General features: G+C 42.9%; 17 protein-coding genes. 7 read left to right on the forward strand and 10 right to left on the reverse strand.

The features are described from left to right. Positions 1 to 196 precede the first annotated feature (196 nt). From cysC to LX73_RS04680, 6 genes are all read right to left on the reverse strand, one after another. Positions 197 to 730, reverse strand: a complete 534-nt coding sequence (cysC, locus tag LX73_RS04655; RefSeq protein ID WP_148898294.1) for an adenylyl-sulfate kinase — start codon at positions 728 to 730, stop codon at positions 197 to 199. Between the two features lie 75 nt (positions 731 to 805). Beyond that, positions 806 to 1,159 (reverse strand): four helix bundle protein, encoded by a 354-nt coding sequence (locus LX73_RS04660; protein WP_148898295.1) that lies wholly within the window; start codon positions 1,157 to 1,159, stop codon positions 806 to 808. A 109-nt stretch (positions 1,160 to 1,268) separates the two neighbouring features. Beyond that, entirely contained in the window at positions 1,269 to 2,033 is a 765-nt protein-coding gene (gene cysQ, locus LX73_RS04665) for a 3'(2'),5'-bisphosphate nucleotidase CysQ (protein WP_148898296.1), read from the reverse strand. Positions 2,034 to 2,143: 110 nt separating this feature from the next. Continuing rightward, positions 2,144 to 3,913 (reverse strand): SLC13 family permease, encoded by a 1,770-nt coding sequence (locus LX73_RS04670; protein WP_148898297.1) that lies wholly within the window; start codon positions 3,911 to 3,913, stop codon positions 2,144 to 2,146. A 111-nt stretch (positions 3,914 to 4,024) separates the two neighbouring features. Continuing rightward, positions 4,025 to 6,079: a ComEA family DNA-binding protein gene (locus tag LX73_RS04675; protein ID WP_148898298.1), complete on the reverse strand. Its 2,055-nt coding sequence runs from the start codon at positions 6,077 to 6,079 to the stop codon at positions 4,025 to 4,027. Beyond that, positions 6,079 to 6,924 carry a PorV/PorQ family protein gene (locus tag LX73_RS04680; protein WP_148898299.1) on the reverse strand — a complete coding sequence of 282 codons (846 nt, stop codon included), beginning with the start codon at positions 6,922 to 6,924 and terminating at the stop codon, positions 6,079 to 6,081. Before LX73_RS04680 ends, LX73_RS04675 begins: the two co-directional genes overlap by 1 nt. 44 nt (positions 6,925 to 6,968) lie before the next feature. Between LX73_RS04680 and porD the strand changes: the two genes are divergently transcribed. The 5 genes from porD (at position 6,969) to LX73_RS04705 (ending at position 11,588) form a co-directional block, all read left to right on the forward strand. Then, the gene (gene porD, locus LX73_RS04685; protein WP_148898300.1) at positions 6,969 to 7,895 is read left to right on the forward strand and encodes a type IX secretion system protein PorD; all 927 of its coding nucleotides are present in this window, start codon (positions 6,969 to 6,971) and stop codon (positions 7,893 to 7,895) included. A gap of 123 nt (positions 7,896 to 8,018) precedes the next feature. Then, on the forward strand, positions 8,019 to 8,789 hold the full coding sequence (locus LX73_RS04690; RefSeq protein WP_148898301.1) for an electron transfer flavoprotein subunit beta/FixA family protein: 771 nt from the start codon (positions 8,019 to 8,021) through the stop codon (positions 8,787 to 8,789). A 92-nt stretch (positions 8,790 to 8,881) separates the two neighbouring features. Beyond that, on the forward strand, positions 8,882 to 9,856 hold the full coding sequence (locus LX73_RS04695; protein WP_148898302.1) for an electron transfer flavoprotein subunit alpha/FixB family protein: 975 nt from the start codon (positions 8,882 to 8,884) through the stop codon (positions 9,854 to 9,856). An 85-nt stretch (positions 9,857 to 9,941) separates the two neighbouring features. After that, positions 9,942 to 11,267 carry an FAD-dependent oxidoreductase gene (locus LX73_RS04700; protein ID WP_148898303.1) on the forward strand — a complete coding sequence of 442 codons (1,326 nt, stop codon included), beginning with the start codon at positions 9,942 to 9,944 and terminating at the stop codon, positions 11,265 to 11,267. Positions 11,268 to 11,285: 18 nt separating this feature from the next. Beyond that, on the forward strand, positions 11,286 to 11,588 hold the full coding sequence (locus LX73_RS04705) for a ferredoxin family protein (protein ID WP_148898304.1): 303 nt from the start codon (positions 11,286 to 11,288) through the stop codon (positions 11,586 to 11,588). A gap of 99 nt (positions 11,589 to 11,687) precedes the next feature. On the opposite strand, the gene LX73_RS04710 is transcribed toward LX73_RS04705, so the two are convergent. Beyond that, the gene (locus tag LX73_RS04710) at positions 11,688 to 12,035 is read right to left on the reverse strand and encodes a carboxypeptidase-like regulatory domain-containing protein (protein WP_148898305.1); all 348 of its coding nucleotides are present in this window, start codon (positions 12,033 to 12,035) and stop codon (positions 11,688 to 11,690) included. A 292-nt stretch (positions 12,036 to 12,327) separates the two neighbouring features. Here LX73_RS04710 and LX73_RS04715 point away from each other — a divergent pair, with 292 nt between their 5' ends. Next, positions 12,328 to 13,479 (forward strand): acyl-CoA dehydrogenase family protein, encoded by a 1,152-nt coding sequence (locus LX73_RS04715; RefSeq protein ID WP_148898306.1) that lies wholly within the window; start codon positions 12,328 to 12,330, stop codon positions 13,477 to 13,479. 146 nt (positions 13,480 to 13,625) lie between these two features. After that, complete coding sequence (locus LX73_RS04720; RefSeq protein ID WP_148898307.1) at positions 13,626 to 14,843, forward strand: acyl-CoA dehydrogenase; 1,218 nt, start codon at positions 13,626 to 13,628, stop codon at positions 14,841 to 14,843. Between the two features lie 456 nt (positions 14,844 to 15,299). On the opposite strand, the gene LX73_RS04725 is transcribed toward LX73_RS04720, so the two are convergent. The 3 genes from LX73_RS04725 to rfbC form a co-directional block, all read right to left on the reverse strand. Next, the gene (locus LX73_RS04725; protein ID WP_148898308.1) at positions 15,300 to 15,602 is read right to left on the reverse strand and encodes a GIY-YIG nuclease family protein; all 303 of its coding nucleotides are present in this window, start codon (positions 15,600 to 15,602) and stop codon (positions 15,300 to 15,302) included. Positions 15,603 to 15,851: 249 nt separating this feature from the next. Further along, positions 15,852 to 16,856 (reverse strand): dTDP-glucose 4,6-dehydratase, encoded by a 1,005-nt coding sequence (gene rfbB, locus LX73_RS04730; protein ID WP_148898309.1) that lies wholly within the window; start codon positions 16,854 to 16,856, stop codon positions 15,852 to 15,854. Next, the gene (gene rfbC / locus LX73_RS04735) at positions 16,857 to 17,402 is read right to left on the reverse strand and encodes a dTDP-4-dehydrorhamnose 3,5-epimerase (RefSeq protein ID WP_148898310.1); all 546 of its coding nucleotides are present in this window, start codon (positions 17,400 to 17,402) and stop codon (positions 16,857 to 16,859) included. Between the last annotated feature and the right edge of the window lie 81 nt (positions 17,403 to 17,483).

Genomic DNA, 17,483 nt, shown 5'->3' on the forward strand with positions numbered 1-17,483 from the left:
ATCTTAGGTTTTGATAAAAACTAAAACGGCAAAAAATAAGGATTTATTTATCCAATGACTATCTAAACACGATGAAAATTGTAAATAGATAGATTAAAAATAGCATTGATCAAAAAATCACTACACTGAGACTGTTTAATCAACACACCATTGTTGGTAATTCATTTCCAGCATCCAACATCTAGTATCCAAAAACTTAACTTCTGTTTCTTAAATACTCCAGAACCATTTGTACGCCCTCTTCAGGAGTGATATCGGTAGTATCAATTTCCAACTCTGGGTCTTCTGGTTCTTCGTAAGGGTCGCTGATGCCGGTAAAATTATCAATTTCCCCTTTTCGGGCTTGCTCATATAGTCCTTTTACATCGCGCTGTTCGCAGACTTCCAGCGGCGTTGAAATATGTATTTCGGTAAAATCTTCACACATATTGCGTACAAAATCACGTGCATCCTGATACGGAGAAATAAATGAAGCCACAACAAAAACACCATGCTTTTGCAGTAAGCTGGCAACAAAGCCTACGCGCTTAATATGGCTATCGCGCTCTTCTTTTGAAAAACCGGTAGTGGGAAATACTTCCCGAACGGCATCCCCGTCAAGATGTTCTACTTTGTATCCCCGATCTTTTAGCTGGGCATATACTTTTTCTGAAATGGTACTTTTCCCTGACCCGGAAAGCCCGGTAAACCATAGGACGGTGGGCTTGAGGGCACTTTCGTTATTTTTCATAAAACATTTTTTTAATTCTAATCGATTAACGTATCAATAATTATCAATATTAAATTTTGAATGCTGAATGTTGAATTACCTTAAGCTCTTTTGCGAAGTCTTAACAATAGCAGACAATATATTGACAATCTCATTTATTTCATTCAAATAAAAGTCTGCATCAAAATCTAACAAGTCGCTATGTTTTAGCAATCGCAGCCAATACTTAGTCTCCCGAGCCTCTTTTGATGCAATGGACATCTTTGCAATAAAATCCCGTTTGGATTGAGCTGCTCCAGCTTCCTCTACATTAGCTCCAATACTGGTTCCACTCTTTAGTATCTGTCTTGAGATTACATATTCATTTTTCTTAACAAGTTTTTTGTTCAGGATGATTATTTTGAGTGCAAAATTGAAACTCTTGGTTTTTATAATATTTTTCTTACTCATGATTATTGAATTGAGTCAAGGGTTAATAGTAAGACCTCAGAATCAATTCAACCTTACAAAAGAACTACTAAATTCAGTCTTTGCTAATTCAACATCCAACATTCAATACTCAAAATTCAACATTCTCTTCTAATCCAATAAGAAAGCTACCGTTTTTAAGATCCGGCTTATTGTAAGTTAAAGGCGACGAATGTGCACCATCACGCGCCGAATAACGGTAGACACAATCTCCTGCAGCCACGTCCCATTCCATAGTCGGTCCCATTCGGGGATAGATATCCGCTTTACCCTCAGCTACCAGACAAAACTTAAGCGAACTGCCCGCCGGTATCGTCTTATCGATTTCAATTCCTTTATCGGCAAGCTGCTCAACCAGTTCATCAGAACCGTGAGAACGACTTTGAACAGCTACAGAGGGATTATCCGTAGTCTCAGAGAAAATTCTCCGGGGCGCATTATCTGCTTCCTGTTTAAATGCCCCCTCTTCTTTAGTAGCATAATAGCTAACATCCTTATCGGGCACATAAACAACCCCCATCACCGGAACGCCTTGGTCAACAAGGGCAATATTTACCGTAAACTCTCCATTTTTCTTGATAAATTCTTTGGTACCGTCCAGTGGATCTACAATCCAGAATTTTGCCCAATCTTTTCGTTCCTCATAGTCAGGGATACCTGATTCTTCAGAAATTACGGGGGTATCCGGGTCAATTTCTTGAAGCGCATCAATAATAATATGATGCGACGCCAGATCTGCCTTTGTCAACGGGGAGTCATCATCTTTGCGAGTGATTTTGATATCCTGCACATCATTATAAATCTCCAGCATAGCATCGCCGGCCTCTTTTGCTGTTGTAATAACTTCTTTGAGCATAATTTTCTAAAATACTTTTAAAAAACTTGTTATACATTCCGACGCAGAGCATTGAAAAAAGATAGAGAGAGGACCAACCATCGCCCGTTTCCCATCCTCCGTCACTTCTCCTAAAACGGCCAAATCATAGGCACAAATGATATGGTGATTGCGGCCACTGTTAAGTTTAGCGGTAATCCAACTTTGGTAAAGTCAGTAAACTTATATCCGCCGGGGCCATAGACCATCAGGTTTGTTTGGTACCCGATAGGCGTAGAAAAACTGGCTGAAGCGGCCATAATAATCGTCATAACAAAGGGCATATAGCTAACCCCGAATGAGGCCGCCATGGATATGGCAATAGGAAAAATAAGAACAGCCGCTGCGTTATTGGTTACCATCTCTGTCAGTATCCACGTTAACAAATATACCCCTGCTAAGGCCAGATGGGGATTGTTCTGGATATAGCCTAAGAACTCTTCTGCCAGCACTGCAGCCCCGCCTGTTACCTCCAGCGCATTCCCCAGCCCCAGTGATGCGGCAATAACCAGCAATACTGACCAGTCAATATATTCTTTAGCCACATTGGCCCTGCAGCAACCACTGCCTACCATAAGGGCTGCTGCTAAAAATGAAGCCTGAAACATTGATAAAAAACCTAATCCAACACTGGATATCATAATCCCCAGTATAGTCCATGCATATCCTGTTTTATTAAAGTTTGGAGGATTATAATCAATCAATCCGCTGACTAAATAATAATCACTGGAATTGCGATACTGGTCCAAAAAGTTAGGAAGGGCTTCTAATAATAGTGTATCACCGGTACGTAGCTTAATATCCCCTAATTTTTCTTTCAGGCGTTCTCCGTTTCGGGATACGGCCAGTACTACAGCATCGTACATATTTCGGAATCCGCCTTCTCTAATAGTTTTGCCGTTTATGGGATGGCTGGGAGAGACGACAGCTTCAATTAGCAGTCTTTCGCGCTGCGAAGAAGTCAACTTAAAAACCTGGTCAGTGGCAGGACTCAATCCTTTAATCTGCCGGAGATCGACAATAGAATCTACAATACCGGTAAAAATGAGGCGGTCGCCTGCTTTCAGTTCTTGCTCGGGATCTACGGCAGCCATAATATGATCATCGCGATATATTTCAGCCAGAAAAAGCGACGGTAAATTACGCAATCCCGCCTCTTCAATAGTCTGCCCGGGCAATGAACTGTTTTCATCCACAATCATTTCAATGGTATATTCTCGCGGATCTTTAAAAGTGTCAAACCCGGAACCCCGTTCGGGCAGCATTTTATCCCCAAATACAGTTAAGTATAAAAATCCTACAATGGCACACGGGATGCCAATAAGGGCCGGCTCAAAAAGCCCTATTGTCTGGGTTGTCGCCTCTTCGATGAGCAGTCCGTTTACAATCAAATTAGTGCTGGTACCAATAAGGGTGCAAGTTCCACCTAAAATGGCGGCGTAGCTCAATGGGATAAGAAGCTTTGAAGCCGCTATACGGTTCTTTCGGCCCCAGTCTTCCAAGGCAGGTATAAAAGAGGCAACCACAGGTGTATTATTCAAAAAGGCACTGACTACCATCACCGGTGCCATAATACGCATTTGTGCTATACGTATGCTTTTGGTACGGCCAATAATAATTTTCACAATATATTGTATGGCACCGGTTTCTTTAAGTCCGGCGGCAACTACATACAATGCTGCTACTGTAAGCATCCCCTGATTTGAAAAACCGACCAGCGCCTCGGCAGGAGATACGGCCTGCGTGACAATCAGAATCGTCAGTCCGCCGATAAATACAGAATCAGCGGCAATCTGAGTGCCAACAAGCAGAGATACACATAATAAAATTACGGCAATTACCGTCCAGCCAGCCAAGGTCATTACGAGACTGTTATGTTCATTTTATATTTAAATTCGGAAATTAAAGAAAATGAATTATCGGCTGCTTTCAAACCGCCAATAACATAGTTTTTCTCTTAATTTGTAGGTACACTAAAACTTAAGCCGCGCCTGGATACCCACTTCGCTACGCTTGTCTCCCTGAATTTGATTTAACCCACTCCCGATTACTTGCTCATCTTCAAAAATGGTAATCCCAAATTTAGCCCAAAACTCCAGGTAGCTGGTCGGCTCATAATTGAGCAGTGCGTACATCCGCTGCCCGGTATTGTATAGCGCCTGACTGGCAAAGACATACAACAAATCATTTTCAAACTGATACACCCGAGTAGCAAAGCTTTCGGTATCAAACATTGTGATTCGGGTATCGAGCTGTAATTTCTCGTTAAATTGTAATCTTAAATCCTGGTAAATCAAATAACCGAATTCCAAATTTTCACCAGCCTGCTGACTTTGTACCAGCTCTCCCCTGGTGCGTAATCGTACTTTGGGATTCACCCAGTATTCCACATTAGCGCGATAAGTACTTCGGCGGGCTTTTCCCAATTTTCGAATTTGTCGTCCAAAAGAATCCAATGCTCTATATTCATCGTCCTCAATCTCGCTGCGCAGCTGTACATAAAAACTGAGGTCGTCATTAAACTCAACATTTACTTTCCCCAACCAGTCATAACCCTGTGTTGGCTGATTGGTACCGAAACGTGCGCTGGGAAAGCGAAACTGATCTATATAGGCATTTACGGTAACACGATCACCAATGGTGTGCTGCAACCCCAGGTAAATACCTTCTTCATTCTTCGGCTGGCCCGAAACTTCTCCAAAACCATTGCCCAATATTGACTGAAATTCTTTCTGATAATTACGGTATGCCAGCGACATTTCTGTATTATCTCCAATGCTCGTTTCAATGCCGGATATCACCCCCATACCCCCATTTTGTGATCGAGCAGCTTCGCCAAAGACAACAGCCGGACCAAATAAAAAGGTATAATCCGCTCCAAAGGTGGAATTCGTGCGGCCTTCAAAATCAAATTGAGCATAGGTACGATCGCTGGCAGCTATAACTTTGTCGTACTCCACCTGATAACCTGTAGCACCAATCAGTCCAAAAGGTAATTCCATTTGAATATGCCCTCCATACAACTGCTGGCCAAGGTTCTTTTCTTGAAGAAGCTCATTAATCGTACGATGATAACCATCAGTACCCGGTGATCGCGTGGTATCATTGCTAATTTCGCTGGCACTGCGCTGTCGATTAGAATAAAAACCGGTAAACTGTAATTTACCACCGTAGGTAGCAGCTACTCCCCGGTAAAAGTTCGTTTCTTGCGCAGATGTATATGGGTCAATACCCTGTCCACTCCTATTTACTGCGCCAATAACATCACTGCCTTTCCCAAACGAATAACCGCTCCAAATCACAAGACCCTGCCCAAATGCCAAACCGTAATCACCACCCACCAACATCTGCAGCTTGCCGTTATCCTGCAATGCAATATGCCAGCTTCGGTGATCAAACTTAACGGGACTCACAAGTTGTTCACCGGGGTCTTTTTCTTGCGTCAAATTTACTGATACATGATCACTCTGATAACCAAACCGCTGATAATATTTCACCCGATTACCTACATATCCTCCCTCTTCGGGCCTCTTTTTATATCCCTCTGCCTGTTGCAGATCTGTTTGCACACGCGAAAATGCCTGAAATCGGCCATCATTCGTCCAATATCGTAAATCGGTATATAGATTTTTACCCAGCTCTAACCCACTGCCGGGCGTTACATACGGGCGTACTTTCTCTAAGGTTACGCGGCCAATCCCAGATACTTCCTGCAGCTCATTAACCGATTCAAAAGGCTTTTGATTATCCCGATAATCAATAATAGCCCGCGCCGTCTTCAGGTTTAAACCAGGCACCCTCAATAGTGTATTAATACCGGCATTATTAATATTCACCGGATTTGCTGCCAGCTCTTGTAAGAACTCGGTTAATTGTTCGGGACTCATATCAGAACTCTGCGGATCAAAAACCTCCAGAGCCTCCTCTATATCTTCTTCTACCTGCGATTGGGTAGAATCCTGTTGTTGCCCGAATGCAACTATCGGTATTGCAAAAACCAACGATATAAATAGAATTGTTTTCTGCATTACCAATTTATCTGAAAATCAATGGCAGGACTAAAACCAAGCACTTTATTTTCGTGTCGCTGTACCGCTACATTAGCACCCCAGCGATCAGAACTGTAACCAAAGCCTGCAGTAAATGTTTGCGGATTTGTGGTAATACCGGCACGACCAACTAATGCCTCAACAATTTTTACTTCTACTCCCGCCCGATAAGCTAAGGGAAAATTAATGTCTTTATAGACATCTGAAGTTATTAATGCCAGGTCAGCAATTTGGTAGGATATCCCCACACTTAAATCCCGTGGGAGTTTTTCCCCATTTCGGGATCCATATTCCGGCTGATTTATATTTGTAGCTTTTGCCCCAATCCATAAATGGTCTAAAACGGGAGCTGCTACCCCCACGTCAACACCCAGCGCTCCTGCCGAACCATTATCAATAGCCTGTGTTACGTGGCTGTAATTTAGGATCACTCCATAATGAAATCCCATAAACGAGTTTTTATATCCCGCTCGCAGACGATTTTCACTAAAAAGGTCGAATCCATAGCGGTGTGCACCCGCTCCTAAAACGCCAAATTTTGTGGGATAAGTCACTGATACAGCCATATCCGTGATTTCAGCAAAGCCATAATACCGGACGCCAAAGAAAGAAACAGAAGGCTGATCTTCAGGCATCAGCGCCGGGTTGCCAAACATCGACCAGTTGGTTCCTGCCAACGCAGTCGAAGCCTCTCCCAAAGCCAGTTCGCGGGCACCGATTACAGCTTGTGCATGTAGCTGTTGCGTACCGGAAACGAAAAGGATACCGCCGATAAATAACGTCAATAAAAAAGTTCTGTAAGAATAACTTAGCTTTCGTATCATAAAAAGGTATTAATTATGAACGCCTATAAATCTATGAATTCATAATGACTATTTCTTGTCTTAAGAAAAAAAATAGAACAAGCCGTTTTATAGTCATATTCGGATTACTTTTACTTTTTCCATTTCTACTGCATGCTCAAGAAATTAACGCCACTATTACGGTTGATAAGAGTCAGCTCAGCAGTACTTCTTTGGGATATCTTGATCGGCTACCCAACATTATCGAAACTTATATCAACGAGTATGACTGGATAAATGCAGATTTCCAAGAGAATGAACGTATTGAAATGGAAATGCAAATTACCCTGATGAGCGTGGACAGCGACTATAATTTTGATGCTCAAGTGGTTATTCAATCCCGCCGCCCTATCTATAATACGTCGCAAGAAACACCTCTTTTTTTATTTAATGATACCAACTGGAACTTTACATACACACCTAATCGAACACTTATACATGATGAGTTACAGTTCGACGGCCTGACCAGCCTCATTGATTTTTACTGTTACATTGTATTGGGATATGATTTTGACTCGTTTAAAGAGCTCGGCGGTTCTTCCTATTTCTCGGAGGCACAGAATATTGTTTCTCTCGCTCAAAGTAGTTCATCCCCGGGATGGTCGCGCAACAGCACAAACCGGCGGAGCCGTCCTCAATTGGCCGGAAATTTAACTAACACCAGTTACGAGAAGTTTCGTCAGGCAATGTATAAATATCACCGCAAGGGGCTCGACGTATTTATAAAAAATCCCCGGCAGGCACGGCAACAAATTCTAGACGCACTTAAAATGATTCAAGAATCGAAACGTACAACATCACGGAACCTATTGTATGATGCATTTTTTAATACAAAGTATCGTGAACTGGTATCCGTATTCGAAGATGCTGATACAGAGGTTCGCTTAGAAGCCTACAACGTTTTATCAGATATTGACCAAAGCCATCTCGGGGAATACCAAAAATTGCAATAGCCGTAAAAAATCAACGTTTCCGATAAGCAATACCTCGGACGGTGAACATTTTATCTGATGTTTTGTATATTCTTCAACTGAAGTTTTGAACATTGTTCTCTTAATCAAAATTATTCTCATCGCATGAAACTTTACGTCTGTATAAAACAAGTCCCGGATGTGGATGCTCCCATCCAAATAAAAAATGGTACGCTCATCCAAGATACCGACCGCATGGTGCTAAATGCCTATGACGCTTCGGCCGTAGAAGAAGCACTGGTGCTGACTGAAGAGCACGAAGGCGAAGTGGAAGTAGTGATGGTTGGACCCGAGGGATCCAAAGAAACTATCCGCAAGGCACTGGCCATGGGAGCTGACAAAGCAACTCATATTCAAACCGATGGCGATGTAGATTACAATTCTGCAACCTATGCCAAAATTCTAGCCACCTTTTTTGAGGACAAGGAATATGATATTATCGCTTGCGGAAAACAGTCACAGGATACTGATGCGGGACTGGCCGGAAGCATGATGGCTGAACATCTTAATCTCCCCTACGCAACAAATGCTGTGGGCTTGAGTATCGAAGATAGTAACCTGATTGTAAAACGTCAGGGCGATGCTGGACAGGAAATAATTGAACTCCCCTCCTCTTGTTTGGTAACATGCTCTAATGATATGAATGAGCCGCGTATACCCAGCCTCAAAGGTATTATGAAATCCAAGAAAAAGCCGATGGAAACAGTTGAGCTTTCTGATCTGGATATTGCTGAGGAAGATATAAAACCCAACACAAAAGTAACCGGTCACATGGAAAAGCCAGAGCGCGAACCGGGACAGAAATTTGAGGGCGATCCCGAAGAGCTGGCACAAAAAGTAGCTAATCTCCTCGATGAAGAGGCAAATGTCATTTAATGAGTAACGAGTAAAGGTAATGAGTAAAATGGTACTCGTTACTCATCACTCGTTCAACAGAAATTCCGAACGATAAATAAATTATTTCAACAATGAGCACTCTACTAACTCACATTGCAATCAGCGACGGAAAAATTAAGCGATCATCCCTTGAGGTGTTGTCTCGTATGCATCAGCTGGCCAACGAATATGGCCACGATACCGAAGCAGTTATTATCGATGAGCAGCCTTCACAGTATGTTGATGAGGTTGCCAAATACGGTGCTTCTACGATCTATACCATCGAAAATCCAATTTTCAAAAATCATAGAAATACGCCCCTGCTTAAGGCGTTATCTGCTGTAATGGATGAAGCCAATCCCTACATTTTTGGTTTTGGTTCTACGGAAGGCACTAAAGATATTCTGGGTGCCCTGGCAGCTAATCAGGATGCAGCTGTACTTTCGGACGTTTCCGAATTTGATCTTATTGATGACGGCATTTCTGCCACGCGTCCCGTAATGGCCGCTAAAATTTTGTCTGAAAATGAAGCGCACGGCGATCAGATTCTTGTTTCTGTGCGGTCAGGTTCTTATGACCTAAACGAATCTCAAACTGATGCTGAGACAGTAAATATCGATTTCAGCATTGATGAGGATAAGATTCAATCAACACTGCGTGAGATTATTGGAGCCGACAGCGACAAAATTGATCTCTCCGAAGCCGAAACGATTGTTGCTGCCGGACGAGGAGCCAAAGATGAGGAAGGCCAAGATTTGATTAATGAACTTGCTTCCACACTCAATGCCGGCATTGGTGCTTCCCGAGCACTTACGGAAGCTGGCGTAATGGATCCTAGCTTGCAAATTGGTCAAACCGGAAAAGTGGTATCCCCGCAGCTTTACATCGCCGTGGGTATTTCAGGTGCTATTCAACACGTAGCAGGCATGGCCAACAGTAAAGTTATTGTTGCTATCAACAAAGATCCGGATGCTCCTATTTTTGATATTGCAGATTACGGCATCGTTGGAGACCTGTACAAGGTATTACCCCCCTTTATTGAAGAACTGAAGACGATCAAAAGCTAATTTACTGAAGGTTGAAAGTTGAATGGACAACAGTTTGTTTAGAGCCTTCAACCTGAAACTTTTAATATTCAACAACTATTGAACTATGGATGAAAAGTTTGACTGTATTATTGTAGGAGCTGGCATCGCCGGACTGGCAGCAGCAATGACGCTGGCCCGTAACAATATGAAGTTTCTACTCATCGAAAAAGGGGAATTTGCAGGCTCCAAGAATGTCTCCGGTGGCGTACTCTGGGGCAGTGATCTGGCTAAGCTCGTCCCCGAATACTGGAAGGAAGAAGACGGCGGCTGGGAACGCTTCATCAATCACCGGCGCCTCACTTTCATGGATGAGGAGTCCACTTTTTCAGTCGATTTTAAATCATCACATTTTAACGAAACGCCCTATTCGGGAGTTGTTGTACTCCGTTCAAAATTTGATCGTTGGCTAGCCGGTAAAGTCCAGGAGGAAATTGACAATAGCGACTATGCCATGGAATCGTTTATTGCTACCAACATTAAGGTAGATGAGGTGCTGATGGAAGATGATAAGGCGGTGGGAATTCGCACCGGCGATGAGGAATTTCATGCCGACAGCGTGATTATTTCAGAGGGCGTCAACAATTTACTCACGCGTCAGGTAGGCCTGCAGGATGATTATGTGCCGGCCGACCACATGCTTACCGGTATTAAAGAAGTGATACGTTACGACCAAAACGTGCTGGAAGATCGTTTTCAGCTAAACGGACTCAGCGGTATGTCTAATGAGTTTGTGGGATACGCTACCGACGGCGTAGAAGGCGGGGGATTCCTCTACACCAACCGCGATAGTATTTCGCTGGGACTGGTAGCAGGGATCAAGGATATGCGGGAGAAAGAGAAAAGTCCGCATGACCTGCTCAATACTTTTAAGCAACATCCCGTCATCCAGGATACGATACGGGGCGGAGAAGTAATAGAATATTCTGCACATGTGGTCTCATCCGGTGACAAACGCGTGATGCCTAAAGAGTTGTACAAAGACGGCGTACTACTTTGTGGAGAGTCGGCTAACCTGCTGATGAATGCAGGCAAAGCAATTCAGGGCATGGACTTTGCCATGCGGTCCGGTATCTTGGGAGCCGAAACAATCGTTAAGGCTAAAGAGCGCGGTGATTTTACATCTGCTACGCTCAAAGAATATAAGCAGGCATTGGCCGACAGTTATGTCATGAAAGATATTAACAATTTCCAGGATGCAGTGCACATGCTTCATAATCCAACAATGATACAAGATGTGCCAAACCTGATTTGTGACTTTGGCCGCAAGTTCTTTACGATTGACAATGAACCAACAAAGAAATCACGCAAGTTGATGCAGGAATCAATTAAGAAGCATTCTTCATACTGGGATCTAATGAAAATAGGATTTAAAGGAGCAAAATCACTATAAAATCTAGTTAGTATCATTATGAAATTATTAGACCTTACGGAACGACTGGGATTGGTCAGCTATCGCAATCAGGCCAAATCTGACATCAAGCCGCATATTACGGTGGATACGGATATCTGTAACTCTACGTGTCCCCATAAATGTACGACCTATGTATGCCCGGCTAACTGCTATACGATGGACGAAAACGGTGATGTACACTTTCAGGTTGAGGATTGCATTGAATGTGGCACCTGCATGTATGCCTGCGATCAGGGCGCAGTGGACTGGAACTATCCGGATCCCGAAACCGGCCGCGGCGTAACCTGGAATTTTGGATAGCTCTCTATATACAATACAAAGCACTGTAAACGATATAAGAAAATAAAAGAGCCGCCCTTTACGGACGGCTCTTAAATTGATTGATACCTTTTCAGCTATTTAACCTTTCGTTGGTTTCAGCTTGATATCAATCCTTTTTCCTTTGGCTGTCACCTTCACTTCTTTTTCCCATTTCTGATATCCATCAGCTTCAACTACGACGGTATATGTTCCGGTCTTAAGAGATTTAAAAGCATACATGCCTTTATCTCCGGTTGTAGCTTTTTTATCCATTCCCTGTAGGGTTATTTCTACACCTGTAACAGCCTCACCGGAAGTATCTTCTACAACTTGTCCATATAATTTACCTTCCGCCTTTTCCTGTGCAGAAGCTTCGTTTGAAAGTAGACCTACTCCTAACAGTAATATGATTGCTGAAAAGAAAACTTTTTTCTTAGATAAATACATATCGTCTCTGTTTTTTAATTGTCCTTATTCATTATTTAATCGTTTTGACATTTAGATTTCTCTAAATGCAATCATGTGTAGGCGGCAAAATAAAATTATGTTCCCCGGTTAAAGGCTCATAAAGCATGATAACTCCACCATCTAACTTTATTTGAGCAAGTCAGAGTTTTAAAACAAATAAAATCGGAATGTTAGATTGTGGAGAAAGCGTTTAATCCACACAGATTTTCTCCAATATTTTTTTATTTTCATTCTAAAATTTTGATAGCTATTAACCTTCAACTTTGTTTTCATGGATTTTGAACTGACCGAACAACAGCAGCTTATTCGCGATAGCCTAAAAGATTTCACCGAGCGACATGTGGCACCCGGCGTCAAAGAACGTGACGAAAAGAAAGAATTTCCCCATGACATCGTAAAACGATTAGCCGAGCAGGGTTTCATGGGTATGGTCCATCCAGAGAAGTATGGAGGCGGCGGTGTGGGACACATCAGCTTTTGCCTGGCCATCGAAGAAATTGCACGTTGGGATGCCTCTTTGGCACTGACCGTTGCTTCACATACTTCCCTCGCATCGGGACATATAGCGCTTGCAGCCAACGAATTTCAAAAAGAAAAATATTTAACACCCTTGGCCAAAGGCGAAAAGCTGGGAGCATGGTGCCTCACTGAACCAGGCTCGGGCAGCGACGCATCAGGGATGAAGACTAATGCCGTTAAAAAAGGTGACAAATGGCTACTCAACGGTTCCAAGATATTTATTACCCAGGGTTCGGTTGGCGATATTTATGTAGTGCTTGCCAAAACAGATCCTGACAAGGGTACCAAAGGGATTAGCACATTTATTGTTGAAGGAGAATGGGACGGTGTACAGCCGGGCAATAAGATGGAAAAACTGGGAATGAACTCCAGCGATACCACCGAAGTTGTTTTTGAAGATGTAGAAGTACCCGAAGAAAATCTGTTGGGCAAAAAAGGGCAGGGATTTGTTGATACCATGAAGGTGCTCGACGGCGGACGTATTGGTATTGGTGCTCTGTCGGTGGGTATTGCACGTGGATGCCTCGAAGAATCGATGAAATATGCCGGTGAACGAAAACAGTTTGGTTCCCCTATCGGAGACTTCCAGGCGATAGAATCAAAATTAGCAGATATGGCTACCGAAATTGATGCTGCTCGTTCTTTAGTTCATAAGGCCGCCTGGCTAAAAGATAAGGGAAAGCCATTTAGCAAACAGGTTTCTATGGCTAAGCTTTTTGCCTCCGAACTAGCGGTTCGATCTGCCAACGAAGCGGTACAAATTCACGGCGGCTACGGATATATCAAAGAATATCACGTGGAACGATTTATGCGCGACGCAAAGCTGATGACTATTGGCGAAGGAACCTCTGAAGTACAGCGCATGGTCATCGCCCGAGAACTCAAGAAAGAATTCTGGAATTAGGAAGCTACCACTAAGCTATTTTAAACTTGAACGATAACTATCTAAGTGGCTTGGTGCTTTAGTAGTTCATCAACTTTTCCTTTATAATATTCTTGCAAGCGCTTACCTTCAATTAAAAGAAAATATCTACTTAAAAATTATTATCCATGGCCAGCAACAGCTTTAATATCGATGACCCTTTTCTCTTTGAATCTGAGCTTTCCGAAGATGATCGCATGATCATGGAAACAGCACGGGATTATGCGCAGAGCAAGCTCGAGCCGCGGGCACTCAAGGGAAATCAGGAAGAATACTTTGACCCTGATATTGCTGGAGAAATGGGAGATCTGGGACTTTTAGGTTCATATTTGCCTCCTGAATATGGTGGGGTTGATGCCAGCCAAACAGCCTATGGACTCATTGCCCGTGAAGTTGAGCGCGTTGACTCCGGCTATCGCTCCTTTATGTCGGTGCAATCGTCATTGGTGATGTATCCTATTTTTAAATTCGGTACTGAAGAACAAAAAGAGAAGTTTCTGCCCAAGCTGGCAGCAGGAGAAATAATTGGATGCTTTGGTCTCACCGAACCCGATCACGGTTCCGATCCGGGATCTATGAGTACTACAGCTCTCAAAACGGACGACGGCTGGATCCTCAACGGGGCCAAAATGTGGATCACCAACTCACCCATTGCTGATGTCGGGATTGTATGGGCCAAGGCAAAAGAAAATAAAGACGACGAAGGCGTGATCCGTGGATTTATTGTTGAAAAAGATATGGAGGGTTACAGTGCGCCATCCACCAAAAATAAAATGTCGCTCCGGGCTTCGGAAACAGGAGAAATGATTTTTGAAGATGTATTTGTACCTGATGAAAATGTCTTCCCTGATATTACCGGCTTAAAGGGACCCTTTACATGCCTGAATAGTGCTCGCTACGGCATTGCCTGGGGAACGGTGGGTGCCGCAGAATTTTGCTACCAAAAATCGCGTCAATATGTAGGTGAGCGTACGCAGTTTGGGTATCCCATTGCAGCAAACCAACTGCCGCAGACCAAATTGGCAAATATGCTTACCGAAATCACCCAGATGCAACTGCTGGCATGGCGACTGGGTAAACTCAAAGATGAGGGACGAGCCCATCACAGCATGGTTTCATTAGCTAAGCGTAACAACTGCGGCACCGCCCTGGAGATTGCCCGAACTGCTCGTGATATGCACGGGGCCAATGGTATAACAGGCGAATACCGCGTGATGCACCATCTGATGAACCTGGAATCTGTCAATACCTACGAGGGCACTTATGATATTCACGGACTTATCCTGGGAAGAGAAATTACCGACATTCAAGCTTTTGTACCTCGTGGTAATGATATGCCAGATTAAGTTTATTTCCACTAGAGACACCAAGATGGAAGGGCTTAAGCGCCTGATCGCCCGCAGATCCTGAACGTGTTCTGCTGAGCCTGTTACAGTCTCTCCCACATTTTATGGCTGGTGCCTTTAACATGTTATGTCCATTTTTTGTCAGCAAAAAATAGACGAAAAAACTGCTGGGGGAATCGTATATTTTGTACTTATTAAAATACTTATTCAGAAGATTGCTTTGTCTCGGTAGTTGCTTTTTATAAGATGTTTCCCGCGATTCACCCCAAATCCCGTTCGGATAGGTAAACCTAAAAACCATAACCAACATTGTTTTACCACCAAGGCACTTCATTTTCTTGCAATATAATTCATAGATCCTGAAACAAGTTCAGGATGACATGTTGCTGCTATACCATTATTGACCTTTTCTTCTATTTTATTCTGTTTCACTATTGCAAGGTTCTTTTCGCGTAATTATGAGTCCCATAAATTTTCTAATGTTGGATTTTCGCTTTTTATCAAGTTTAGCTTCCACTCTCGGTGCCAATTCTTTAGCTGCTTTTCTCGCTCAATGGCTTCGTTAATATTGGGATATTTCTCATAGTACAGAAGAATATTCACATTATATTTAGCTGTAAATTTTGCCCCTTCCCCATAGACATGGTCAAAAATACGCTTATCTAAGACGGCGGTAACGCCAATATATAATGTGCTTTTAGTTTTGTTTGACAAAATATAGACAAACCCATTTTTACCCGATGAACTTTTATATCCCATTTTGAACTATCTTTTTAATAATAAGACCATCAGGGAAGCTGATCCTTACATATTAAAATCCTATGTCATCCTGAACTTGTTTCAGGATCTCAAGAAAAGAGCCCCAGATAATAATAAAAGACTATTAGAAAGATCCTCCCTGCTTATACTTGTTTACTATACTTATCCCCGGATAGGTACCCTCTGGAAGATTACTTTGTACAAAACGCTAAATTTTCTAAGTGCCCTTAGTGCCTTAGTCGTAAATCATCACTTATACCGTTCTATATACCAGCGAACCGTTTCGCGAAGTCGACCTTCAAAATCGCCTTGCTTTTCCCAACCCAACTCCTCTTTTATCTTTGAGGCATCAATGGCATAGCGGAAATCGTGGCCCGGGCGATCAGTCACAAAGGTAATCAAATTAGCATAATCACCATCCGGCCCATCCCCTACTTCCTCATTGAGAATACTGCAAAGCTCTTTTACCAAGGCTATGTTTTTCCACTCATTATCACCACCAATGATATACGTTTCGCCAGCTTCACCATCCCGAAAAACCAAATCCAGTGCCCGGCAGTGTTCCTCCACATACAGCCAGTCGCGCACATTTTCACCCTTGCCATATACGGGAATATCCTCATGCTTCAGGGCCGTGCGAATAACTGTAGGGATTAACTTCTCATCATGCTGGTGAGGACCAAAATTGTTCGAACAGTTTGTGGTCACCACATTCATGCCGTAGGTGTGAAAATACGATCGTACAATAAAATCACTGCCCGCCTTGGACGCCGAATACGGTGAGTTGGGCGCGTAGGCTGTTTCTTCAGAAAAGGCGCCTTCATCGCCCAGTTCGCCATAAACTTCATCAGTTGATACATGCAAAAAGCGTCCGCCATCTCCCTCATAATGTTCCGACTGCCAAAACTGCCGGCACTCTTCCAGCAAGTTAAAAGTGCCTAACACATTCGACTTGATAAACGGCTCGGGACCCTTAATCGAATTATCGACATGCGATTCAGCCGCCAGATGAAACACCTCATCCGGTTTAAAACTTCTAATGACATCACATACCGCATCCCGATTAACGAGATCTAGCTTTTTAAACGTATATCTATTCGATCCCTTGATGTCTTCTAAATATGCCCGATCCGAGGCATAGCTCAACTTATCAATATTTAAAAACTGGCTATTCGGATATTTTTCGTGCAGATACAGCAGCAGATTTGATCCAATAAATCCCGCACCGCCTGTAACTAAAATACGTTCTTCCATTTAAAACAAATTATCTGTTGAAATTTCATTAAGTGTAGGCTGATTCTGATCCTTTTCAGAAATAATGGGGGCATTTACTTTCCAATCAATTCCCAATTGAGAGTCATCCCAAAAAAGTCCCCGTTCACCCTGCGGATAATAATAATCGCTGCACTTATAATACACATTGGCCTTGTCCGATAACACCGCAAAACCGTGAGCAAATCCCTTGGGAATAAATATTTGGTGCTTATTCTCAGCCGAAAGTTCCACGGCCGTGTGTTCTCCGAAAGTATCGGAATTTTGCCGCAGATCTACTGCCACATCTAAAATACGACCTTGCATCACCATAATGAGTTTATCTTGCGGCTGTTCGATTTGGTAATGTAACCCCCTGATCGTCCCCTTTTGTGACTGAGAAAAATTATCCTGCACAAAATGTACATCTATTCCATACGAGCAAAAATGCTCCTGGCGATAGGTTTCCAGAAAAAATCCGCGATCATCCCGATGTATGGTCGGTTTTAATAATAAAACATCGGCGATGGTGGTCTCTGTTATTTCCATTGTGTTTAACTGATAAAAAACTTCCTGTTATCAATTGTCGCTATTTTTTGTAAACGTCCTGCAAACGGCACAGTTCAATCG

Origin of the sequence: Fodinibius salinus (assembly GCF_008124865.1) — a bacterium.
Taxonomy (GTDB): domain Bacteria; phylum Bacteroidota; class Rhodothermia; order Balneolales; family Balneolaceae; genus Fodinibius; species Fodinibius salinus.